This window comes from Enterocloster bolteae (assembly GCF_002234575.2).
GTDB lineage: Bacteria > Bacillota > Clostridia > Lachnospirales > Lachnospiraceae > Enterocloster > Enterocloster bolteae.
The window spans coordinates 4158095-4182049 of the sequence record NZ_CP022464.2 but is presented as its reverse complement, the minus strand read 5'-3'; the positions used below and the strand labels follow the sequence as shown (position 1 = coordinate 4182049).

Sequence of the window (23955 nt, the reverse complement as noted above, 5' to 3'; positions counted from 1 at the left end):
GCAATGTTTGATACAGGAAGTTATTTTTCATTAGAGGGGCAGACCGCAATTGTTACAGGCGGCACCACCGGACTGGGGCTTGCAATCACCAGGTGCATGGTGGGGGCAGGCGCAAAGGTGGCGGTGCTGAGCTATGAGAGCCGGGAACAGGGGCGGGAAGCCTTAAAGGAGTTTGGGGGAAAGGCTGTGTTTTATCAGTTTGACATAACGGACACAGACCATACCCAGGAGATGGCGGACCGGGTCATAGCGGAGCAGGGGCCGGTGACCATCCTGGTGAACAATGCGGGAAACCATTGCAAGAAATACATTGAGGACATGACGGTGGAGGATTACGTAAACGTGCTGAACGTACACCTGGTGGGCGCTTTTGCGCTGACAAAGGCACTGTTCCCCCACATGAAGGAGCAGGGGAAGGGAAGTATCCTGTTCCAGGCCAGCATGACCAGCTACATCGGCCAGCCGCAGGTGGCAGGCTATGCCACGGCCAAGGCAGGTTATCTGGGCCTGGTGCATACCCTGGCAGCAGAAGGCGGTCCTTACGGGGTGCGCGTCAACGCCATTGCGCCGGGATGGATTGATACGCCCATGTTCCATAAGGCCACGGACGGGGACCAGGTCCGTTTGGGAAAAATCCTGGGACGGATTCCCATGCAGAAGGTGGGAAGCGTGACAGATATAGGTATGGCTGCCGTATTTTTAAGCAGTGACGCGGCCGGATACATATCAGGCACCTGCCTGCCGGTGGATGGAGGTGCTCTGATTGGGTTCTGATTGTTTTTCCGAGGAGTTTCTTCTGACAAACCCCACGGGAAGCCGGCTGTACCACAGCTATGGGGAGAGGCTTCCTATTGTGGATTACCACTGCCATCTGGAGGCCAGGGAAATCTGTGAAAACAGGGAGTTCAAGGATTTGGGTGAAATGTGGCTGGCTCATGACCATTATAAATGGAGGGCCATGCGCACATTCGGAATCAGCGAGGAGTATATCACCGGAACAAAAAGCTACTATGAAAAATTTCTGAAATTTGCGCAGATCATGCCCTATCTTGCAGGCAATCCCCTTTATATATGGTGCGCCCTGGAGCTGAAGCGGTACTTTGACATAGAGGAACCCCTTGGACCGGATAATGCGGAGGAGATTTACCGGCGCACCAACCAGCGGATCAGGCAGCTTCACATGACGCCCGGATGGTGTCTGGAACGGTCCGGGGTAGAACTGCTCAGCACCACGGAGGATCCGGCGGACAGCCTGGAATATCACATGAAAATAAAGGAGAATGCAGTTTTAAAGACGCGCATTCTCACGGCCTTCAGGCCTGACAGGGCATTTTACTGCGAGCGGAAGACATTTTCGGATTATATGAAAATCCTTTCCCAGGCAGCGGGGCAGGAAATCGTGGATTTTTCCTCCATGATGGGAGCGCTGGAACAACGTCTGGCATTTTTTGCGGAATTTGGAACAACGGTCAGCGACAACGGCATTGCCCACATTGTGTGGGAGGAATACACCGAGGCCCAGGCGGAGGACATTTTTCAAAAGGCTGCGGCTGGGGAGCAGTTATCAGAGGTGGAAATAAACAGGTATAAATCCGCGTTCCTGATTGAAATGGCAAAGCTCTATAAAAAATATCATTTTGTGATGCAGCTTCATATCGGTACCTATCTGGACGCCAATCACAGGAAGGTGCAGGAAATCGGGCAGTCCACAGGTTTTGACTGTGTGGATGACTCCACGTCCGTAAAATCCGTGGGACGTATCCTGGACCGGCTGACAGAGCTTGATCAGCTTCCAAAGACAATTCTGTATCCCTTAAACCCTGCGCAGATGGAACCCTTTGCCGTTCTGGCAGCAGGCTTCTGCGACGGCACGGTAAGGGGGAAGGTACAGCTGGGCGCTCCCTGGTGGTTCAACGACCAGCCCTTCGGCATCATGCGCCAGTTTGGCGGAGCAGGGAATCTGTATCCCCTGAGCCTGTCCGTTGGAATGCTGACGGATTCCAGGAGTTTCTTAAGTTATCCGCGCCATGAGCTTTACCGCCGCTGTCTCTGCAGCTATCTGGGAGAACTGGTGGAGCGCGGAGAATATTTCTCCGGCGAGAAATATCTGAAGGAAATAATAGAAGGAATATGCTACAGGAATGTAAAAGAATACTTTGGATGGTGAGAACATGACTGCAGGTAAAATGAATGTAAAAGAAAAGATAAAGGATATACATTTTTACAGGGCTGTGTCTGATATCAGCAGACCCATTGCGGATTCCACACACACAATCAGCCAAATCGGTTTTTATATTGTGGAGCTGATGACAGCGGAGGGTGTAAGGGGCCAGGGGTATGTGCTGTCCTTCCACTATTCTCCGGGAGCAATGGAGGGAGCGCTCAGGGATGTCTGCAGCTTTATCAGCGCGGGAGAGTACGCTGTATATGATACGGTGCTGGCCAGGGCTGACTGGGACCGGGAGGCGGAATACTTTGGCAATACGGGAATCAACAACTGCGCCATTGCTGCCGTGAACCTGGCCATGTGGGATGCCTGGGGACATACATGCCGCCAGCCGGTGTGGAAGATGCTGGGGGCCAACCGGAGAAGGATACCTGTATACGGCAGCGGCGGCTGGATTTCCTACACGGACCAGGAACTGCTGGAGGAAGTGCTGGATTATAAAAAGAGAGGTTTTAAGGCCGTTAAAATCAAGGTTGGTTCGGGAAGCATCGAACGTGATGCGGAACGTCTGGCAAAGTGCAGGGAGGCGCTGGGGGACAGTGTGAAAATCATGATGGACGCCAATCAGGGATTCAATGTGCCGGATGCGCTGGAGCTGGCCCGCAGGGCTTCCTCCATGGGAATACAGTGGTTTGAGGAGCCGGTGGTCCACACGGACTATGCCGGATACCAGCTTTTGAGAAACCAGTGCGGCATTGCGCTGGCCATGGGGGAGCGGGAATATGATTTTGAGGCTTTAAAACAGCTTTCAGTGCGCAACGCCCTGGATTTATGGCAGCCGGACATCGTCCGGCTGGGAGGGGTGGAGGCGTGGAGGGAATCCGCTGCCCTGGCTGAGGCCTTCGGATTGCCGGTCCTGCCCCATTATTATAAGGATTACGATGTCCCACTGCTGTGTACGGTCAGGAGTCCTTATGGAGCAGAGTCCTTTGACTGGATTGACGGCATCATAGATAATGCCATGGAGATAGAAAACGGATTTGCCAGTCCCAGGGAAGGGGACGGATGGGGATTTCGTTTCAGGGAGGAGTGTATGACAGAAGTATAGGAATTGAGTTGGGATTTGCCGCCGGACAGGAACTGATATCACATCGGTTTTCCCTGTACGGCGTTTTTTTCGTTTACGGGTCCGTTAAAATAATTGCAATACTGGAATATCATTCCTTGAAACAAGGTACTTTATATGATAAAATGGGGAAAGAATTCATGCAAAGTGAAAAACTCGTAACAAAGGAGACCAGCTATGAAAAGTCAAGTATAAATTAGGTGGAAATTTCAATTCCGTGTTTCGCAGAAAGAAGGGTAACTTTAACAAAGCTCCCTAAAAGCCCTTTTTCAAAATCTATCGATTATGGTATACAGACCTCTTATTCGAGGTTGAATGCTACTTCGTCAGTGAGCATCTTCCAGATGACTCTGACAAGTTTGCCAGCACAGTGCCCAAGGGCATTGTAATGAGTCCGGCCTTCCGCTCTCTTGGCATCATAATAAGCTTTGAAAGTAGCATTGTTTTTTACGACATTGTGAGCTGCATTCATGAGGGCATAGCGTAGCACTTTAGATCCTCTTTTGGACATCCTGGTTCTGTGAGCCTGGAAGTTTCCAGACTGATAAACGGTCGGATCCAGTCCAGCAAATGCAAGCAGTTTCTTTGGATTAGAGAATCGGTGTATATCACCAATCTCACCAAGAATCATTCCGCCATTCACGACACCAATTCCGGGAATGGTCATAATTACAGAGTGCAGGCAGGTGACAAGATTTGCCATTTCAAGCTCTGTAGAAAAAAGTTGGCTATCCAGTAACTCGATCTGTTCAATGGTATGAGTTATTTGAATAGATAGAGAACTGTCATTGACACCGACAGACTTCTGTGCGAGAACTCTTAATTCTCTGGCTTTATCCTTACCGAAATGGCCGTGGGAAGCAACTTCGAGGGTGTGAGCAAGATGGGTCAAATGCATAGAAGCAATAGCGTTGGGTGTCGGAGCCTCCTTAAGGACGGCATAGACAGAGTTTTGATGCAAGCCAGACTTAAAGAAGTATTGTAGTTCCGGGAATGCCTGGTCTACATAGGAAGTCAGCTGAATTTTTAAGCGTGTACGCTGCTTCACAAGTTTCTGGCGGAATCTACCGAGCTCTTTGAGCTCAATGTAATCCAGATCCTCTAAGGCCATAAACCGAAGGGAATCCTGCATCATAAGGGTTTTAGCAATCACAAACGTGTCGACTTTATCAGTCTTCGTTTTGCGTACATTATTTTTACGCATGAACGAAGTCTGGATAGGGTTGAGAACACACACTTTAAAGCCCTTGCTGATGAGAAAACGAACAAGGTTGTCACCGTAGTGTGCCGTTGATTCAAGACCTATGATGATACTGTTCTGGTCAAGTGGTGCCAGATGAGAAAGCAGTAGATAGAAGCCATCATAGTTATTAGAAAATTTGAACGGCTCGATGAGTATTTCGCCGTCGGAAGAAATCGCGGCGGCGAAATGGTTGAGTTTGGCAATATCAATGCCTACGTAAATCATGAGGTTGTACCTCCCTTTCATAAAGTCTGATACCGTGATATCCACCAGCAGTTATCATCGTAGACTTGATTGAAATAAGTACTCAGAGCAAACGCTCCGGCAACATCCAGCTAATAAACAATTCAGATAAAAGAGATGGCAATACACTCCTGTCGAGTAGTCGAGGCTACAAAAAAACATCAAAAGTCACAGTATCTGAATGTATTAAACCACGAAACAGAAAAAGAAAGGAAGTATGTTGTGTTTGCTTCTAACAACATCATACAAGAACATTATGATAAGCCAGTTAATTGAAAAAATAAAGAAAACCAATGCCCCAATCTGCGTAGGACTGGATCCCATGCTGTCCTATGTGCCGGAACATGTGGTAAAGAAATCCCTGGATGCTTACGGAGAGACACTGGAGGGGGCTGCCGATGCCATCTGGCAGTTTAATAAGGAAATCATTGACCATACATTTGACCTGATTCCGGCTGTAAAGCCGCAGATTGCCATGTATGAGCAGTTCGGCATCGAAGGACTGACCGTATATAAGAGGACTGTGGACTACTGCCATGAAAAGGGACTGATTGTTATTGGCGACGCCAAGAGAGGCGATATCGGCTCCACATCCGCTGCCTATGCAGCAGGCCATCTTGGCAGGGTGCAGGTGGGAAGCAAATCCTTAAGCGGATTCAATGTGGATATACTTACTGTAAACCCATATCTGGGAACAGACGGCGTGAAGCCCTTTGTGGATGTATGCAGGAGTGAGGACAAGGGCCTTTTCGTTCTGGTCAAGACCTCCAATCCGTCCAGCGGCGAATTCCAGGACCGCCTGATTGACGGTAAGCCCCTCTATGAGTGGGTGGCCGCCAAAGTGGAGGAGTGGGGTGCCGGCTGTATGGACGGTGAGTACAGCAATGTGGGCGCTGTTGTAGGCGCCACCTATCCTGAGATGAGCGAGATTCTGAGAAAGCTCATGCCCCACACCTATTTCCTGGTACCCGGATACGGGGCACAGGGAGGAACAGCCGCTGACCTGAAGCATTGTTTTAATCAGGACGGGCTTGGCGCTGTGGTTAACTCCTCCAGAGGAATCATTGCGGCTTACAAACAGGAAAAGTATAAGAACTTCGGGCCGGAGCACTTCGGCGAGGCATCCAGACAGGCAGTGATTGACATGGTTGCTGATATCAGCAGCGTACTGTAAGAGACAGGAGATTCATGTTATGGCAAAAGTGAAAATAACAGCAGCCGTCACGCTCCAGGAGCAGCTGGCTGCCGATATATACGATATGAGGATAAAAGCGCCTGAGATAGCGGAGTCAGCAGTTCCGGGCCAGTTTGTATCCCTTTATTCAAAAGACGGGGCCAGGATTCTTCCGCGTCCCATCAGTTTGTGCGGCATTGATAAGGAAAAGGGAGAGCTGAGGCTGGTGTACCGCATTGCGGGGGAAGGCACGAAGGAGTTCTCCGGGCTCACGGCAGGCGATACCATTGATGTCCTGGGACCTCTGGGCAATGGGTTTCCCCTGGAGGCCGGAAAAAAGGCATTTCTGATAGGCGGAGGCATCGGTGTTCCGCCTATGCTGGAACTGGCAAAAGCTCTTCATGAGCTTAACAAGGACGAAGAGGACAATCTGGTCCAGTCCGTGCTGGGATACAGAGACAGCCAGATGTTCTTAAAGGATGAATTTGAGGCATACGGTCCGGTATACGCAGCCACGGAGGACGGCAGCTTCGGAACCAGCGGAAATGTGCTGGACGCTATCCGCGAGCAGGGCCTTACGGCGGATGTCATTTACGCCTGCGGTCCCACTCCCATGCTCCGGGCACTGAAGGCATATGCGGCCGAAAAGGGGCTGGAGTGCTGGCTTTCCCTGGAAGAGAAGATGGCCTGCGGAGTAGGCGCCTGTCTGGCCTGTGTGTGCCGGTCCAAAGAGGTGGATGACCATTCACAGGTACACAATAAGCGTATATGCAAGGACGGTCCTGTGTTTAGGGCAGATGAGATTGAGCTGTAGGCATGTATAGGTGAAAGATAGCGAGGTACCGTTTAGATGAATATGAGTGTAAATATTGCCGGTGTGGAATTTAAGAATCCGGTAATGGAAGCGTCGGGCACATTTGGTTCCGGCATGGAATACAGTGAGTTTGTGGATTTAAACCGTCTGGGCGCAGTGGTTACCAAGGGTGTGGCAAGTGTGCCGTGGCCGGGCAACCCAACTCCCAGGATAGCGGAAGTATACGGCGGCATGCTCAATGCCATCGGCCTTCAGAATCCGGGCATTGACGTGTTCACAAAGAGGGATATTCCCTTTTTAAAACAGTATGACACAAAAATCGTGGTCAATGTCTGCGGAAAGACCACGGAGGAATATATTGATGTGGTGGAGCGTCTTGGGGACCAGCCGGTGGATATGCTGGAAATTAATATATCCTGTCCCAATGTAAAAGAAGGCGGTATCGCTTTCGGCCAGGACCCAAAGGCGGTGGAGGCCATTACCAGGGAGGTAAAGGCACATGCAAGGCAGCCCATCATCATGAAGCTGAGCCCCAATGTGACGGATATCACTGTCATGGCCAGGGCGGCAGAGGCTGGCGGGGCAGATGCCATTTCATTAATTAATACCCTTACAGGCATGAAGATTGACATTCACAAAAGGGCATTCGCGCTGGCCAACAGGACAGGAGGACTGTCTGGTCCTGCTGTGAAGCCGGTGGCTGTGCGCATGGTATACCAGGTTGCCCAGGCAGTGAAGGTTCCTATCATCGGCATGGGAGGAATCAGAAATGCAGATGACGCCCTGGAGTTCATACTGGCAGGCGCCACGGCTGTTGCCATCGGCACGGCCAATTTCCATAACCCCTATGCCACGGTGGAGACTGTGGATGGAATCCGGGCATATATGGAAACGTACGGTATCGGAGATATCCGGGACCTTATAGGGGCTGTGAGGTAGCACCGGCAGGGTAAGGCAGTGATAAAAGGCAGTGATAAAAGACAGTGACAAAGGCAGTTTAAAAAAGGCATCAGCAAAAGAATTACAGAGCGGTTAAACGGCCCGTAAATACAGGAGGTTTAAGGAAGATGGAAAACTATAAGCAGGAATTTATAGATTTTATGGTGGAAAGCAGTGTGCTAAAATTTGGCGACTTCACATTAAAGAGCGGACGTAAGTCCCCGTTTTTCATGAATGCGGGAAGCTATGTCACAGGAACCCAGCTGAGAAAATTAGGAGAGTACTACGCAAAGGCCATCCATGACAATTTCGGACTGGATTTTGATGTGCTCTTTGGGCCGGCTTATAAGGGGATTCCCTTAAGCGTGGCAACCACCATGGCAATCAGTGAGCTGTACGGAAAAGACATCCGTTACTGCTCCAACCGCAAGGAGGTCAAGGACCACGGCGATACAGGCATCCTTTTGGGCAGTCCTATCAAGGACGGGGACAAGGTAGTTATCATCGAGGATGTGACCACTTCCGGCAAGTCCATCGAGGAGACATTCCCCATCATCAAGGCCCAGGGAGATGTGGAAATCAAGGGACTCATGGTTTCTTTAAACCGTATGGAGCGCGGCAAAGGCACCAGGAGCGCTCTGGATGAGATTAAGGATTTATACGGTTTCCCCACTGCCGCCATCGTTTCCATGGCAGATGTGGTGGAGCACCTCTATAATAAAGAAATAAATGGCAAGGTAGTCATCGACGATCAGATAAAGGCAGCCATCGACGCTTACTATGAGCAGTATGGAGCCCAGGCATAATGATGTTTCCAGGAAGAAAGGCGATGAATATGGAGAGAGTGTATAAAACCATGCGTAACACAGGGGCTGGCTGCATAGCGATAGGAGTCATCATAGCAGTGACCGGCCTTACGGTTGGAATCATTTCCATTGTAAATGGAGCGCTGCTGCTGAAACGAAAATCCGAAATTGAATTTTAGTAAGCGGGGCTGACAATGATAAGAAATACAACAAAGCGTCAAAAGCTGGGCTGGGTATTATTCATACTGTATCTTTGCTTTCTGGCGTATTTCATGTTTTTTTCAGAATCCTTCGGGCGCACAGACACTGACAGGGGGTACCAGTATAATCTGGTGCCCTTTAAGGAAATTACGCGGTATTTCCGGTATTATGACGTGTTGGGCCCCACATTGTTCATGATTAACATGATAGGAAATGTGGCGGCCTTCATGCCTTTTGGGTTCTTTCTCCCCATTATCAGCAGACGCAGCAAAAAGTGGTACAACACGGTTATGTTCGGCTTTGTTTTCAGTCTGATGTTAGAGACTCTGCAGCTGGTGTTCAAGGTGGGAAGCTTTGATGTGGATGATATGCTGCTCAACACCCTGGGAGCAGCCGCAGGTTATCTGTGTTACCGCCTGGTACAATGGACCCGGTGCAAATTGAGAAAAAGGAGGCTTTCCCGTTGAGGCAGATTGGCGATAAGGTATCGTATGTTAGAAATCCTTTTGCAAGAAACAGCTACTATTGTCTGACACTGGCAGTGCTGGGACTGGCTTTAGGCACGGCCAGCATGTATCTGTCTGTGGCCAGGGCGGGCCAGGGAGGCCTGAATACAGGGGCTTACGGCTTTTCCAGCCTTGCTGCAGCCCTTATGGGGCTGTGGTACGGTGTGCGCTCATTTATGGAAAAGGACCGCAATTACATACTGGCGAAAATAGGAATCAGTATCTGCGTGGTGCTGGTCATCGTGTGGGCTGTGATTATCGTAACCGGTATTGTAAGATAGATGGGAGTAAATGCAGATGGATTACAGAATCTTATTACAGGAAGAGAATGATGCCGTAAGGGAGCGCTACGAATTGTCCATGGAGCGTATCAGGTCCATGGATACAGAGGAGATGGGGCTGCCTTACGGCTGTTATTTTAAGAAGGTTTCGGCTTTTATCCGCAGGATAGAGAGACTGGCAAAGCGGGTGGAAGAAACCGGTTTAAGCGGGGAGGACGGGCTGGAGGGGACTTCTTTGACCCTGGAGGCGCTGCAGGAGGAAAATTACGCCCTGTACCAGGACATTCTGCCTGAAAATTACAGGGAGAGCTTTGCCAATCCGGATTACGCGGTGGAGGTTTTGGGGGATGGCTACGGCCAGCTTTTATCCTTTCTCTATACGGAAATCCGGGCTGATATTGTATATGCCTTTGAGATGCGGCTTATGAATATCACCATACTGAATGAGCTGTTCCTGGAAGTGTATAACCTTTTTGCACAGGCATGGGAGGAGGGAAAAAATGCGCCTCTGGAGCAGCTGATTAAGGATTCCCTGTACTGGTTTGTCAGCGACTATGCGGAGGTCACCGTGGACTGGCGGATTCGGGAGGGACTGGATCCGGCCCTTTCCTTTGGAACAGATATCGTGATGAAGCGGGATTTGACTGATTTGCGGTATCTCTATGCCTATGGGGAATATGTTTCGGAGACAGAGATAAAGCTTGCCTCTTTCATGAACAGTCTTCCCCAGGAGACCATTGACCAGATGGCATCCACTTATACGGAAGGATTCAGGAAGGGGTTTCAGGTCATGGGCAGGGACCTGAAGAAAAAACGAACCGTTGTGGTGGAATTCCAGCTGGGCTTTGAGCGGATGATCCGCAGGGCGGTGGAGTACTTCCGGGAGATGGGACTTGAACCCATCTGTTACAGGGCAGCGGTGGAGTCCGTGAACCGCAGGGCGAACGGACGCAGGGGATATTACGGCACATCTCCCAACAAGCAGTACGATTATGACCATCGTTATGACAGCGCCCTTTATATGGGCAATGCTTTTAAGGAGAGGAAGCTGGCCGTTCTGCGGTCCGCCTATGAGACCTACCGGAAGGAAGCCGCCTGGTGCGCTGGCCCTGCCCTGGTGGAGACATTTGGTGAGGAAGGCTTTGCTCCTGAAAATAAAAAAGCGGCTCTGGCTCTCAACGCCCATCAGGAGGCGCTGACCCTGGCTTATGCCAATGAATCCAGGCAGATTGTAAATCAATATATGCCGGGAGACGAGACCAGCTTCACCATCATTGCCTTTCCCAAACCAGAGATTGGGCCGGATTTCGAGGCTGTTTTCAGGGAAACCATCCGGATCAATACACTGGATTATGAGAAGTACCAGAAAATACAGCAGTGTATCATCCAGGCACTGGATGAGGCCGGCTATGTGCTCATAACAGGCCGTGACGGCAATGAGACATCCATGAAGGTGGCTCTCCACCCCTTAAGGGACAGGGAAAAGGAGACTAATTTCGAGAACTGTGTGTCTGATGTGAACATTCCGTTGGGAGAGGTTTTTACATCCCCCATACTGAAGGGGACAGAAGGACTGCTGCACGTAAAGAATGTTTATGTGGAGGATTATCAGTTCAGGAATCTGCGCATGGTGTTTAAGGATGGTAAGGTGACGGAGTATTCCTGCGGGAATTTTGAGGAAGCGGGGGCTGCCGGGGACGCTGGAAATGATAAGGGCGCTGGGGCAGCTGGAAATGATAAGGACACCGGGGACGCCCGCAGACAGGGCCAGGCCCTTGTGAAGCAGGTCATTATGCGAAACCATGACTGGCTGCCTTTGGGCGAGTTCGCCATCGGTACCAATACTACGGCCTATGCCGTGGCCAGAAGGTTTTCCATTGGCGATAAGCTGCCTATCCTTATTGCCGAAAAGATGGGGCCTCATTTTGCAGTGGGTGATACTTGCTACAGCTTTGCTGAGGATTCGCCCATGTATAATCCTGACGGCAGGGAGGTCATTGCCAGAGACAATGAGATATCCCTTCTCAGAAAGACAGATATGTCCAAGGCATATTTCAGCTGTCATACGGATATCACCATTCCCTACTCGGAATTAGGGGATATAAAGGCTGTCAGGGCAGATGGAAGCCGGATTGATATTATCCGTCAGGGCAGGTTTGTGCTGGAAGGCACAGAGGAGTTAAATGAGGCTCTGGATGAAGCGGATGACGGCGCGGCCGGGTTAGATTGTGAATAACAGTATGATTCGATGATGGATGAGGGAGACACTGCTCTGGTTGTGGGGGAGGGTGTGCTCTATATTAAAAAATCACTTGTACAATCCAATTCATGGATGGAACAAGTGATTTTTTCTGTTATACTAGATAAAAGGAAATAAAAAGGAAAAGAAAAAGGAAACAATTTTCCTGTGACCCCGAAACAGAAATGGTTCCTGCGTATTCTATGGTAAATGGAGGTGATATCTTGGGGGAAGAGTACCAGATAGTCCGTTTGGTCTATGAGGCAAAGAAGAGTCCGGAAGCTGCTGACAGCCTGATTAGCCAGTATATGAATTTCATACAGGCAGAGACAGTCCGCTTTACCCAGGGAGCTCCAACCCAGGTCAGGGAGGACCAGCTTAGTGTGGCCATGTTTGCCTTTTATGAGGCGGTCCAGGGGTATGAGCGGGGAAGAGGGGCGTTCCTGCCTTATGCTGCCGCGTCCATACGCAACCGGCTCATAGACTACATCAGGAAAGAGGGGCGCCATCAGGGATTGGTTTCCTTTGATGCCCCGGCAGGACAGGAGGATGATTCCCATGCCCTATTGGAAGTAACGCCTGATGAGAAAAACGGAATCCAGCTGTGGAATGTGAGAACGGCTACCAGGGAGGAGCTGGATGAGTTCCGAAGGAATCTGTCTGAGTATGGCATCAGTCTGTCTGATGTGGCGGATAACTGCCCCCGGCAGGACCGTACCCTCAGGGCATGCCACAAAGTGCTGGAGGCTGCCAGGAGCCATCCCAGGCTGCTGGAACACCTGATACAGAACCGCAAACTTCCCGTTGCGGAGCTGGCAGAGCTGTCCGGCGTATCCAGAAAGACCATGGAACGGCACCGGACGTATCTGGTTGCCATTTTGCTGGCTTATACCAACGGATATGAAATCATCCGGGGACATCTGTGTCAGATATCACCGGGAAAGGAGGGAACCGTATGACTTATCTTGTAATGGAGTGCCATCCGTCATATGCCATTGTCCTTGACAATGAAGGCAGAATGATAAAGGCTGCCAATATGGGTTACCAGGAGGGCCAGGTGGTAGGAGAGATAATTGCCCGGCAGACACCAAAGGCTCCCATCCTGTTCCGTCTTGCTCCGCTGGCCGCGGCTGCCTGCCTGTGCCTGGCTGTATTGGGAGGCGGGGCCTATGGCGCATACGGAATGCCGTATGGTACAGTGGAGGTGAGAATCAATCCGGATGTGAAAATGTCTGTGAGTTATATGGATCGCGTAGTTGGCCTGGAAGGTGTGAATGAGGACGGAAAAAAACTCATTGACCAGGTGTCATATAAGGGAAGAAACTCAGAATATATGACAGGTATATTGGTGGAACGGGCCATGGAAATGGGATATCTGACCGAAGGAGGGACCATATATGTGGCGGCATCCGGCGGGAGCGAGCGCTGGAAGGCAAAACGGGCCGATGCCATACGTACAGGGCTGGACACCCTTTTAAAGGATGGTATGCCGGTGGAAGTACATGTGGAAAGCATAGGAAAGGACAGCCCCCCCGCAGCCGCCCCCCATCATAAGGGTGAGATACCCGGAGGAACAGGAGGGGATAAGCCGGCATTCATCGGAATGCCTCCGGGAGGAACGGGGGAAGATGCAGACGGCAATGGTGAAGATGACAGGGACGAGGATGAGCGTGGGGATGACACTGAAAATGATGATGAAGAAAATGATGCTGACCCCGATAAGTATGATGAAGATGATGGCGATGACAGGGAGGAAGATGCCGGTAAAGATAAAGCTGGTGATAAGGATGACGGCAGGGACGATGACGGCAAAGACGATACGGATGACAGAGATGATGATATCAAAAAAGCCAGGGATAAATCCGGCAGAAACAATGTGGTGAGACAAAGCAGCGGTGCAGGCGATGATAAGGATTTGGATGATTTGGATGAAAGAGATAATGGGAAGGCCGGAAATGGATTAAATGATAACAGAGACCGGGACGAAGATGACGGCGGGGAGCATTCTGACCAGGACGATTCCGATGAAGGAGACTCTGATGAAGACGATATCGACGAAAACGATTCCCAAGAAGAGGATAACGACGGGCATGAGGATGGAGAAGATGATAAGGACGAAGATGAGGACGACGATGACTGATATCATGTGCTGGTCATGCAGCGTGTTATGTAACGTAAGAAAATAGAGGAGATGCCGCCGGGCGGAAATACCGCCAAATGACTACGGTATGGCCAAAAGCAGGACGGAACCAGATGGGCTGGGATATACTCCATCTGGTTCCGTCTTTATGTTATTACCTGCGGCAAAGCAAAAGCCGCAGCGTATTTATGGAGAAGAGTAATCCCCAATGTGTATTATGCGGTTTGCCCAGCTGCGGTAAAAGGATTCTTCATGGGAAACCAACAGTATGGTTCCGGGAAAGCTCTTAAGAGCTGCCTGCAGTGAATCCTTGGCCTGGATATCCAGGTGGTTAGTGGGTTCATCCAAAATCAAAAAGTTGGAGGGACTAAGCGTCAGAAGGCATAATTTGACCTTAGTCTGTTCGCCGCCGCTTAATGTGCCCATGGGCTGCACGGCCTGCCGGCTTAGAACCCCGCATCGGGTAAGATGCTGGCGTATCTTCTTAAGCGTGAGCTTCGGGTAGGCATTGGAGACAATTTGGACAGGAGTCAATGTATCATTTTCCCAGCTGAAATCCTGTCCGAAATATCCGATTGTAACCTGCTGTGAAAAAGCGAAGACCCCATCCAGGGGATTCAGGCTTCCCGTCAATGTTTTCAGCAGGGTGGATTTCCCGATGCCGTTAAAACCAGTGACCACCACCTTCTGTCCTCCGGTTACGGAAAAATCCAGATGGGACAAAATGGGATAATCATACCCCACAGATAAACGCTTTACGGACAAATGCAGGCATTTGGTCAAGGGAAGGCATTGGAAACAGAATTCCGGTTTGATTTCCTTTTGTTCCAGGGCCGCCAGCTTATCCATGCGGTCCAGCTGCTTCTGCCGTCCGCGGGCCATCTGTGCTTTCCTGCCGGCTATGTTCTTCCGTATGAACTCCTCTGTTTTTTTGATTTCTTTTTGCTGCGCATTGTACTGCCTTATATGGTCCTCGCGCAGAAATGCCTTCTTTTTCAGAAACTCCGTATAGCTGCCGTAATACTTGGACAGCCTGCCGTTGTCTATATCGCAGATACGTGTGCATATCCGCTCCAGAAATGTGCGGTCATGTGAGACAACCATAAAGGCATTTTCAATCGCCGAAAGATAACCGCCCAGCCATTCCACATGTTCCTTGTCAAGGAAATTAGTTGGTTCATCCAGGAGAAGGACGTCCGGTTTTACCAAGAGAAGCTTGGCCAGGATGACCTTGGCTCTCTGGCCTTGACTCATGTCCTTAAGAGGACGGGACAAACCGATTGAGACCAGTCCCAGACCGGAAACCACCTGGGCAATATGGGTATCAATGGAGTAGAAACCGCTGCGCTCCAACTGCTCCTGAAAAAGTGATGCCTGGTTCAGAACCTCCATATTGCAGGATAATGCGGCCTCGTCATAAAGACGATTTATTTTGGCTTCAAGCTCATATAGGCTGCGAAAGGATGATTTTAAAAACTGCTCCATGGTCAAAACGTGATTGGTACAGGCATACTGGTCCAGATAACCAATGGTAATGCCCGGCTGCCAGGCCACGCGGCCTGAATCAGGGATGACCTGTTCCGTGCATATTTTGATAAGCGTACTTTTGCCGGTTCCGTTCTGACCCACAATCCCCATATGTTCCCCGCGGTTAAGGGAAAGAGCGGAATCACTGTAAAGGCGGCTGTCCCCATAAGAATGGGAAAGTCCTGTTATATCTAATAAACTCATAATTGAAACACTCCTTTTATATTTAATGGTGCTGCGCTGTATTGCAATGTATGGATGAGCGGTGAAAGCTGTATGGGAGGTGAAAGCTGTATGTGAGGAGAATGCTGTATGGGAGGAAACCGTATTGTTTGTAACCGGACAAAAAAGGCAGAAGGTAGATGCCAAATTTGCACCTGCCTTCTGCCGTATTACAAAATCATACGATTTCCTCACATTACAAAAGGCCATGGACAAAACATTGTCCATAGCCTTTTATGCACGGATAACCACGGGAAAAAAGAGCAATCAAACCGACGGCAGCCTACACTGCTGCCTCCAGTCCATTACTCAGTTTCCCGATGAAATCACGAAAGCGCATAAGATACGCCATACTCTGTACAATGTTTCATCGGTATGAATTGTACAGAGATCTCTTTCTTCCGAGGTTGATTTAATATATAAAAGCCCATACCTGCCTCTCCTTCATTACAATGCGGCAACTATATCACAGCCAACTGCATTTGTCAATATTTTGGCAGCAGCAATGAGAAGGGAAATAAAATAAAATTTTTTGTCCGCGACCCCGGTTTTACATTTTGTCTCACGTATTCTACGGATGTAGATAAATAAATCACAGCAGACAGGAGGAAAATAATTATGACGGCAAAGAGGATTAAAAAGGCAGCTATATTGGTGTGTGCAGGTTTCATGGCCCTTTCTCTGCCTGGTGTGGGCAGCACGGCACTGGGTGCGCCCTCCAACAGGGAAACAAGGATTCAGGAAGAAACATGGGGACGTGTGTTCCTCAGCGCAGGTCCGAAGATATCCCTTTCCTATGACAGGGAAGGAGAGGTCCTGGAGGCAAAAGGACTGAATCAGGACGGACGAAAATTATTAGAGGGGGCAGGGAATTTTGCCGGTGCGGACTGTGATACAGCTGTACGCAGACTGGTAAAGCGTATGGATGATAAGGGATGGTTCCGCGGAGACAAAAATGAGAAAGAGCTGCTCATTGAGTCTGAAAAAGGATCTGTTTATCCCAGGGCCGACTTCATGAAAGAGATAGAAGAGGCTGCATGGGAAGCAGTAAACAAAAACGGCATTGATATCACCATAACACTTAAGGATAACGGGAAACAGTCAGAACAGTTATATATAGGGAAGAATGAGGCGAAGCGGATCGCCATAAAGGAATTGGGGCTGAAGGAAAATGAACTGACCTACAAGGGATGTGACCTGGACGACGGTGTTTATGAATTGAGGTTTCTGGTAAATGGAAGGAAACTCGAGGTGGATGTAAATGCCGCTACAGGCAGGATTGCGGATGTGGACTGGGACAATGATACGGGAGCCTGGGATGATGACCGGTTTGACGATGATGACCGATTTGACGATGATGACCGATTTGATGATGATGATCGTTTTGACGATGATGACGACCACGATGATGATGACGACCACGATGATGATGACGATGACCGGCACGATGATGACCACGATGGCAATGACTACGATGACTGATGGATGATTGAGATTTTTAATGCCCGGCTAAGACGGCAGCGTGCAATGGAAGTTACGGATGATAGAATGTAATGCTGAGGTGCAATGTGTGATAATACTGAAGAAAGCCGCAGAGAAGTATGATTACTGATGCCAAGGAAAACATAATGATAAATTTTATATTTCTGGAATTGAGATAATGTTTGGAATTTATCAGCAGGCAATAGGAACCGGAAAGAAACTTGAAGGATTTTGCAGGGGAATGTACGGCGGACCCATATGGGCTCCATACCGGCATTCCCCTGCGTATTTTGTTCACCAGCCTGTGTCGGAAATGATAGCCTGGCTGATAGATGCAGGAACCAGGCAGTTTTAGGCAGATACATTATAAAAACAATTTAAAATGCAGAAGACTTTTTTCAAGTTTTATATTGACGGCATACGCATTTCCTAGTATTATGATTATAAGTAGAATTGAGCTATATAAAGATACTTATAAGAAAAACTAATAATAATTATCTACAAGGATAATGAGCTTTAGAAAAGGAGAATGAACAATGGCAAAAGTAGGAATTGTAATGGGAAGCGACTCTGATATGCCTGTTATGGCAAAGGCAGCTGAGATTCTGGACAAGCTGGGCATTGATTACGAGATGACAATTATTTCCGCACACAGGGAGCCTGATGTATTCTTTGACTGGGCAAAGGCAGCTGAGGATAAGGGCTTTAAGGTTATCATAGCAGGTGCAGGCAAGGCTGCACATCTTCCCGGTATGTGCGCGGCTATTTTCCCTATGCCGGTCATTGGAATTCCTATGAAGACATCTGACCTGGGCGGTGTGGATTCACTGTATTCCATCGTGCAGATGCCAAGCGGTATCCCGGTGGCAACCGTGGCTATTAACGGCGGTGCCAACGCCGGAATCCTGGCGGCAAAGATACTGGCCACCTCCGATGCGGAGCTGCTTGCAAAGCTGAAAGCGTATTCCGAAAGCCTGAAGAACGATGTGGTGAAAAAGGCTGAGAAGCTGGAGCAGGTGGGCTATAAGGAATATCTTGCACAGATGAAATAAGACAGATTAAAGGAAACGGGCAAAGGAAATATCCAGCTAAATATAAAAGGGAAATAAAAGGAAATTTTAAAGGGAAATCAAATGAAATAGCAGATAAGAGAGGATAGAAACCATGATGGATTACAAGAAGGCCGGAGTTGATATTGAGGCAGGCTATAAATCAGTGGAACTGATGAAGGAATATGTAAAGGGAACCATGCGCCCTGAGGTATTAGGCGGCCTGGGCGGATTTTCAGGAGCATTTTCCATGTCCGCGTTCAAAGGGATGGAGGAGCCTACTCTGCTGTCCGGTACGGACGGCGTGGGAACCAAGCTGAAACTGGCATTCCTGATGGATAAGCATGACACGGTGGGAATCGACTGTGTGGCCATGTGTGTCAACGACGTGGCCTGCGCTGGCGGTGAGCCTCTGTTCTTCCTGGATTATATTGCCTGCGGAAAGAATGTTCCGGAGAAAATCGCTACAATTGTAAAAGGCGTGGCTGAGGGATGCAGGCAGTCCGGCTCTGCCCTGATTGGCGGAGAAACAGCAGAGATGCCGGGCTTTTATCCGGAGGATGAGTACGACCTGGCAGGATTCTCAGTTGGTATTGTTGATAAGAAGGACCTGATTACAGGCGAAAACCTGTGTGCAGGAGATGTTCTGATTGGAATGGCCTCTTCCGGTGTACACAGCAATGGTTTTTCACTGGTGCGCAAGGTATTTGAGAAGGAGCTGACAAAGGAAGGCCTGAATACATATTATGATGAGCTGGGGACTACCCTGGGCGAGGCGTTGATTGCCCCCACCAGGATTTATGTGAAGGCCCTGAGAAACGTAAAGGAAGCAGGCGTTACCGTAAAGGCGTGCAGCCACATCACCGGCGGCGGCTTCTATGAGAATATTCCGCGTATGTTAAAAGACGGCGTGAAGGCTGTCATCAGAAAGGACAGCTATCCCGTTCCTCCAGTATTCAAGCTGCTGGCTGAAAAAGGGCGGATTGAAGAGCAGATGATGTATAATACCTATAATATGGGATTGGGTATGATAGTGGCCGTTAATCCTGCTGATGTGGAGAAAACCATGGAAGCCATGAAGGCGGCGGGCGAAGCTCCTTATGTAGTGGGCTCCATTGAAAAAGGAGAGAAGGGTGTATCCTTATGCTAAGAGTGGGCGTACTGGTATCCGGAGGCGGAACCAATCTTCAGGCAATTTTGGACGCCGTGGATCATGGTGATATTACCAATGCAGAGGTATCTGTGGTCATCAGCAATAATCCGGGAGCCTATGCTCTGGAGAGAGCCAGAAAGCATGGGATCCGGGCTGTCTGCATTTCTCCAAAACAGTTTCCCACCAGGGACGCGTTCAACCAGGCATTTCTTGCCAAAATAGATGAATATGATTTGGATTTGATTGTACTGGCCGGATTCCTGGTGATGATTCCGGCGGCCATGACTGAGAAGTATAAAGGGCGTATCATCAATATCCATCCATCCCTGATTCCCTCTTTCTGCGGTGTGGGTTACTATGGACTTAAGGTTCATGAGGCAGCCCTGGCCAGAGGAGTGAAGGTGACAGGGGCTACGGTCCACTATGTGGACGGGGGCATGGATACCGGCCCCATTATCCTCCAAAAGGCAGTGGAAGTGGAGGAAGGGGATACCCCGGAAATCCTGCAAAGAAGGGTTATGGAGCAGGCAGAGTGGGTAATCCTTCCTAAAGCAATCAACATGATTGCCAATGGGCAGTAACATCTCTTTGACAGTAGCGCACGCCATGTGTGCCATGTTTTCAAAATAAGGAGGAACGTCATGAAAGTATTGATAGTAGGCGGCGGCGGTCGTGAACATGCAATTGCATGGAAGATATCACAGAGCCCGAAGGTGGAGAAGTTATACTGCGCTCCCGGCAATGCGGGCATTGCCAAGGTGGCTGAATGCGTTGATATCGGTGTCATGGACTTTGAGAAGCTGGTCGCATTTGCCGGAGAGCAGGCCATTGATTTAGTGGTCGTAGGACCGGATGACCCGCTGGCAGCCGGTGCTGTGGACGCATTTGAAAATGCGGGCATCCGTGTGTTCGGCCCCAGGAAAAATGCTGCCATACTGGAAGCTTCCAAGGCATTTTCCAAGGATTTGATGAAGAAGTACAACATCCCTTCTGCCGCTTATGAGACCTTTGATTCTCCGGAAGCAGCCCTTGCATACCTGGAGACGGCTCCCATGCCTATCGTGCTGAAAGCAGACGGTCTGGCGCTGGGGAAGGGCGTTCTTATCTGCAGCACCAGGGAGGAGGCAAAGGAAGGCGTCAAGACCCTGATGCTGGATAAACAGTTTGGCTCTGCTGGTGACAGGATTGTGATTGAGGAGTTCATGACAGGACGGGAGGTATCCGTACTCTCCTTTGTGGATGGAAAGACGATTAAAATCATGACTTCAGCCCAGGACCACAAGAGGGCTAAGGATGGGGACCAGGGACTGAACACAGGGGGAATGGGAACATTTTCACCCAGCCCATTCTATACGGATGAGGTGGATGCATTCTGCAGAAAGTATGTGTACCAGCCAACCGTAGACGCCATGAAGGCAGAGGGCAGGGAATTTAAAGGAATCATTTTCTTTGGTCTGATGCTGACGGAAAACGGCCCCAAGGTGCTGGAGTACAATGCCAGGTTTGGAGATCCGGAGACCCAGGTAGTGCTGCCCAGGATGAAGAATGATATTGTGGATGTGTTCGAGGCCTGCGTGGACGGAACCCTGGACCAGATAGAGCTGGAATTTGAGGACAATGCAGCCGTATGTGTGGTTCTGGCATCAGACGGATACCCGGAGCATTATGATAAAGGATATAAGATAGACGGCCTGGACCGGTTTGACGGACAGGACGGGTATTATGTATTCCACGCCGGAAGCAGGTTCGATAAGGACGGGAATATAGTGACCAACGGCGGAAGGGTGCTGGGGGTTACAGCAAAAGGAAATACTCTGAAGGAAGCCAGGGAAAATGCTTATAAGGCAACGGAGTGGGTGGAATTTGGGAATAAGTATATGAGGCATGATATTGGTAAGGCGATTGATGAGGTTGGAGTTGTGATGTAGATGACATCCCCTGGTTTGGGCAGCAGACCAGGGGATTTTCTTTTATCTGGAAGTTGTTTTGCCCATGTCTGTTTAAGATTGCTTGAATGGGGATGGAGCATGGGACAGGATTATACATATGCACAGAAGGTACCGTTATGTTCTTTTGGGTTGCTATGTGTTATAATTTATATAAATCCATGTTTGTAAGGGAGGTAAAGAAATGTTTAGCACAAAAAAATTGCTATTTTTTTTAGTTGGCATTATTAGTGTTGTCAGCTTGTTCGCGTGTCAAAAAGCCAGCGCTAATCAATCAAATGTATCAGATACTGAGGAAACACAAAAAACCGTTCTTGAAATGGAAATGAATGCAAATTACAGTAATTCAGATCCGTTTGAGAATGGACGCTTATTTTGTGTGTCTGAGGATATAGAAACTTTGGACGCAGAGGTCTATTTTCAGATGGATGGTGAAAGGGGTATTGTGGAAATAAAAGATAGAAATGCAGATGAAGTTTTATGGAGCAATACATGGGATGAAAAAGTAAGTGGTGATACCATCACAGTTTCGCTCAATAATCTACAAAAAGAGAAAGAGTACGATGTGCGGTTTACTGGAACGAAAATAAATCATGCTGTTGTAAACGTTACTTTTGAAAGTGAGTTGGTTCAGGAGAAATCAAGACCTTCAAAATAAATGTCCGGCTTGCGTGGGGAGTTGGACAAATCGGTATTTGAAACGGAGGTATTCTAAGGTCCCATAGGGCGGTCATAGGGCCAAGTCATTCGGGCAAGTCCATTTGGGTCAATCCATCTGGGCCAATCCATTTGGCCAACGAAGGGGTAGCAAATATCACTGTTCTGTGTGCGCACTTCGCGTGCCGTTTGCAGTCCGGCGGCTCCACTTCCTATTGTTTCCTTTTGTCTGGAACGTTGAAAAATAGACAAACAACTGATAAAAAGATGAGCAAACCTGATATGGAAAGGGCTTCCAAGCATCCGGCCGGATGTGGGGGCTCTTTTTTTTATAAAAAATAGTGGTTAATTATGCACAATTAAAAACAAATGAAAGAACATATAATAGCAGTATTGACATGAGATTGACGAACCAATTCCCAATGATATACGTACTAATGACTCTGCTATGTTAAAAAAACGATAATAAATTATAAAATTTTCATAAGTGTTGGAGCTCCAACACATCCCACGAAAAAAACCTGTTATAATTTTAACTATCTTAAGGGAGGGATTGGTGGAACGAATATGAAGACTGAGGAAACGAAACTTACATTTTATGGTAACCAGGCGTTTGCCATGCTGCCGTTAGTGGGATATATACTGATCGGCGGGACATTTTCAGTTGGACTTCACTATTATTCCATGAAGGGCCTGTCCTTTGCAGCGGCGGTCTCCCTCTTTGCAGGCTTTTTCCTATGCAGGGAGAAGGACAGATATTGGGACAGCGTGGTCCATGGTCTGGCCCAGTATGGCAATTCCAGGCTGATATTTGTTTTTATGGTCATCGGCATTTTTTCCAAGCTGATGAATACAGGAGGGATTGGGGACGGGTTTATCTGGCTCAGCCTCAAACTTGGTATTTCAAGAAGCGGATTCGTGGTATTCAGTTTCCTGGCGTCAGCCATGATTTCCATGGGGGCAGGTGCACCGATTGCAGCCATGTTTGCAGTGATACCGATTTTCTATCCGCCGGGAATCCTGCTGGGAGCCAATCCGGCCATGCTGGCAGGGGCCTTAATCAGCGGTATTTTCTTTGGGGATGCAATCTCCCCAAGTTCACAGGTCATCAATACAACGGTGATGATACAGCATGACGGCGTGACGGGACAGCCCGCAGACCTGTTGAAGACTCTGAGGATGAGAACCCCCTATATCCTGGCGGCTGGCGGGGCAGCCATGGTGGTTTATCTGATTTTTGGCGGACGCGGAGGTGCCATGGGGGATATTTCCCAGATATCAGCCATGTCCTCCCCCCAGGGACTTTGGATGCTGGTTCCGCTGGCAGTGCTGCTGCTTGTCTGTTTCAGGACCGGAAATCTGTTTATGGGATTGTCCTTTGCAATTGTGTCAGGATTCGCAGTGGGACTTCTGACAGGGGTTCTTGCCCCTTCCGACATCGTGGCCATTGACTATGGCACTTTGGGGCTCAAGGGAGTTATCTTTGAGGGAATCAGCGGAATGCTGGATGTGGTGGTTTCCACCATCCTGCTGTATGGGCTGATTGCAGTGGCTGTGGATGGGGGGGTGATGGAACGGTGCTGTAACTGGCTTTTACGCAGGAATATCATGGGAACCACACGCGGCTCTGAGACCGTACTGACAGCAGGAATCGTCATTACCAATATACTTCTGGCAGGCTGTGTGCTGCCGTCTATCCTGATGTTCGGCGGCATGGCGGACCGGATTGGGCAGGAAAGCGGCATATCCCCGGAACGCAGGAGCATTCTCCTGACAGCGAATGCCACCAACTTCAGCGCTATTATTCCTATCAACAGTGCATTTGTCATGGGCAGCGTGACAATTATCAATGAGATGGTGCAAAAGCATAGCTATCTTCCAACGGTATCCCCATTCCAGATTTTCAGTGCGGCATTTTACTGCCTGTTCCTTACGGGAATCTGTGTAATCTGGGTGGTTTTGGGAGAAAGGGCTGGAAAGGGCGGACATCAAAAGGCACAGGAGATTTCCCCGGTAAGGGGGAGCTGAAGCAGAGAATGA

24 protein-coding genes are annotated in these 23955 nt (G+C 49.2%); 22 read left to right on the top strand and 2 right to left on the bottom strand.

The annotated features are described in order from the left end of the window. Nucleotides 1–3: 3 nt before the first annotated feature. From CGC65_RS19420 to CGC65_RS19405, 4 genes are read left to right on the top strand one after another with little or no spacing between them, the layout of a single operon-like run. Nucleotides 4–774 carry an SDR family NAD(P)-dependent oxidoreductase gene (locus CGC65_RS19420; protein WP_002565052.1) on the top strand — a complete coding sequence of 257 codons (771 nt, stop codon included), beginning with the start codon at nucleotides 4–6 and terminating at the stop codon, nucleotides 772–774. Then, on the top strand, nucleotides 764–2167 hold the full coding sequence (gene uxaC, locus CGC65_RS19415) for a glucuronate isomerase (protein WP_002565051.1): 1404 nt from the start codon (nucleotides 764–766) through the stop codon (nucleotides 2165–2167). Before CGC65_RS19420 ends, uxaC begins: the two co-directional genes overlap by 11 nt. Nucleotides 2168–2171: 4 nt before the next feature. After that, nucleotides 2172–3275 carry a mandelate racemase/muconate lactonizing enzyme family protein gene (locus CGC65_RS19410; RefSeq protein WP_002565050.1) on the top strand — a complete coding sequence of 368 codons (1104 nt, stop codon included), beginning with the start codon at nucleotides 2172–2174 and terminating at the stop codon, nucleotides 3273–3275. Beyond that, nucleotides 3233–3493 (top strand): hypothetical protein, encoded by a 261-nt coding sequence (locus tag CGC65_RS19405; RefSeq protein ID WP_039897257.1) that lies wholly within the window; start codon nucleotides 3233–3235, stop codon nucleotides 3491–3493. The genes CGC65_RS19410 and CGC65_RS19405 overlap by 43 nt, the downstream gene beginning before the upstream one ends. A 101-nt stretch (nucleotides 3494–3594) precedes the next feature. On the opposite strand, the gene CGC65_RS19400 is transcribed toward CGC65_RS19405, so the two are convergent. Beyond that, the gene (locus CGC65_RS19400; RefSeq protein ID WP_039896941.1) at nucleotides 3595–4761 is read right to left on the bottom strand and encodes an IS110 family RNA-guided transposase; all 1167 of its coding nucleotides are present in this window, start codon (nucleotides 4759–4761) and stop codon (nucleotides 3595–3597) included. A 274-nt stretch (nucleotides 4762–5035) separates the two neighbouring features. On the opposite strand from CGC65_RS19400, the gene pyrF reads away from it, so the two are divergent. The 10 genes from pyrF to CGC65_RS19350 all read left to right on the top strand — a co-directional run bounded on the left by pyrF (nucleotide 5036) and on the right by CGC65_RS19350 (nucleotide 13879). Beyond that, nucleotides 5036–5953 (top strand): orotidine-5'-phosphate decarboxylase, encoded by a 918-nt coding sequence (gene pyrF / locus CGC65_RS19395; protein WP_002572783.1) that lies wholly within the window; start codon nucleotides 5036–5038, stop codon nucleotides 5951–5953. 19 nt (nucleotides 5954–5972) lie between these two features. Further along, complete coding sequence (locus CGC65_RS19390; RefSeq protein WP_002565048.1) at nucleotides 5973–6767, top strand: dihydroorotate dehydrogenase electron transfer subunit; 795 nt, start codon at nucleotides 5973–5975, stop codon at nucleotides 6765–6767. Nucleotides 6768–6803: 36 nt separating this feature from the next. Further along, complete coding sequence (locus CGC65_RS19385; protein WP_002565047.1) at nucleotides 6804–7706, top strand: dihydroorotate dehydrogenase; 903 nt, start codon at nucleotides 6804–6806, stop codon at nucleotides 7704–7706. A gap of 128 nt (nucleotides 7707–7834) precedes the next feature. After that, nucleotides 7835–8512, top strand: coding sequence for an orotate phosphoribosyltransferase (gene pyrE / locus CGC65_RS19380; protein WP_002565046.1), 678 nt, complete (start codon nucleotides 7835–7837; stop codon nucleotides 8510–8512). After that, nucleotides 8512–8691, top strand: a complete 180-nt coding sequence (locus tag CGC65_RS19375) for a hypothetical protein (protein WP_002565045.1) — start codon at nucleotides 8512–8514, stop codon at nucleotides 8689–8691. The genes pyrE and CGC65_RS19375 overlap by 1 nt, the downstream gene beginning before the upstream one ends. A 15-nt stretch (nucleotides 8692–8706) precedes the next feature. Next, entirely contained in the window at nucleotides 8707–9180 is a 474-nt protein-coding gene (locus tag CGC65_RS19370) for a VanZ family protein (protein ID WP_002565044.1), read from the top strand. Further along, nucleotides 9177–9500, top strand: a complete 324-nt coding sequence (locus tag CGC65_RS19365) for a hypothetical protein (RefSeq protein ID WP_002565043.1) — start codon at nucleotides 9177–9179, stop codon at nucleotides 9498–9500. The genes CGC65_RS19370 and CGC65_RS19365 overlap by 4 nt, the downstream gene beginning before the upstream one ends. Before the next feature lie 16 nt (nucleotides 9501–9516). Beyond that, the gene (locus CGC65_RS19360; protein WP_002565042.1) at nucleotides 9517–11736 is read left to right on the top strand and encodes an aminopeptidase; all 2220 of its coding nucleotides are present in this window, start codon (nucleotides 9517–9519) and stop codon (nucleotides 11734–11736) included. 227 nt (nucleotides 11737–11963) lie between these two features. Then, nucleotides 11964–12698, top strand: coding sequence for a sigma factor (locus tag CGC65_RS19355; RefSeq protein ID WP_002565041.1), 735 nt, complete (start codon nucleotides 11964–11966; stop codon nucleotides 12696–12698). Next, nucleotides 12695–13879, top strand: coding sequence for an anti-sigma-I factor RsgI family protein (locus tag CGC65_RS19350; protein WP_002565040.1), 1185 nt, complete (start codon nucleotides 12695–12697; stop codon nucleotides 13877–13879). Before CGC65_RS19355 ends, CGC65_RS19350 begins: the two co-directional genes overlap by 4 nt. Before the next feature lie 186 nt (nucleotides 13880–14065). On the opposite strand, the gene CGC65_RS19345 is transcribed toward CGC65_RS19350, so the two are convergent. Beyond that, the gene (locus CGC65_RS19345) at nucleotides 14066–15610 is read right to left on the bottom strand and encodes an ABC-F family ATP-binding cassette domain-containing protein (protein ID WP_002565039.1); all 1545 of its coding nucleotides are present in this window, start codon (nucleotides 15608–15610) and stop codon (nucleotides 14066–14068) included. A 61-nt stretch (nucleotides 15611–15671) separates the two neighbouring features. Here CGC65_RS19345 and CGC65_RS19340 point away from each other — a divergent pair, with 61 nt between their 5' ends. From CGC65_RS19340 to CGC65_RS19305, 8 genes are all read left to right on the top strand, one after another. Continuing rightward, a complete protein-coding gene (locus CGC65_RS19340; RefSeq protein WP_007037094.1) occupies nucleotides 15672–16007 on the top strand; it encodes a hypothetical protein in 336 nt (111 codons plus the stop codon). Between the two features lie 239 nt (nucleotides 16008–16246). After that, on the top strand, nucleotides 16247–17110 hold the full coding sequence (locus CGC65_RS19335) for a PepSY domain-containing protein (RefSeq protein WP_002565038.1): 864 nt from the start codon (nucleotides 16247–16249) through the stop codon (nucleotides 17108–17110). A gap of 536 nt (nucleotides 17111–17646) precedes the next feature. Next, a complete protein-coding gene (gene purE, locus CGC65_RS19330) occupies nucleotides 17647–18162 on the top strand; it encodes a 5-(carboxyamino)imidazole ribonucleotide mutase (RefSeq protein ID WP_002565037.1) in 516 nt (171 codons plus the stop codon). A gap of 112 nt (nucleotides 18163–18274) precedes the next feature. Then, nucleotides 18275–19309, top strand: coding sequence for a phosphoribosylformylglycinamidine cyclo-ligase (gene purM, locus CGC65_RS19325; RefSeq protein WP_002565036.1), 1035 nt, complete (start codon nucleotides 18275–18277; stop codon nucleotides 19307–19309). Continuing rightward, nucleotides 19303–19893 (top strand): phosphoribosylglycinamide formyltransferase, encoded by a 591-nt coding sequence (gene purN / locus CGC65_RS19320; RefSeq protein ID WP_002565035.1) that lies wholly within the window; start codon nucleotides 19303–19305, stop codon nucleotides 19891–19893. Before purM ends, purN begins: the two co-directional genes overlap by 7 nt. 60 nt (nucleotides 19894–19953) lie before the next feature. Beyond that, the gene (gene purD / locus CGC65_RS19315; RefSeq protein ID WP_002565034.1) at nucleotides 19954–21240 is read left to right on the top strand and encodes a phosphoribosylamine--glycine ligase; all 1287 of its coding nucleotides are present in this window, start codon (nucleotides 19954–19956) and stop codon (nucleotides 21238–21240) included. A 202-nt stretch (nucleotides 21241–21442) separates the two neighbouring features. Then, nucleotides 21443–21916: a DUF4624 family lipoprotein gene (locus tag CGC65_RS19310; protein ID WP_002565033.1), complete on the top strand. Its 474-nt coding sequence runs from the start codon at nucleotides 21443–21445 to the stop codon at nucleotides 21914–21916. A gap of 566 nt (nucleotides 21917–22482) precedes the next feature. After that, nucleotides 22483–23943, top strand: coding sequence for a Na+/H+ antiporter NhaC family protein (locus tag CGC65_RS19305; protein WP_002578293.1), 1461 nt, complete (start codon nucleotides 22483–22485; stop codon nucleotides 23941–23943). Nucleotides 23944–23955: the final 12 nt, after the last annotated feature.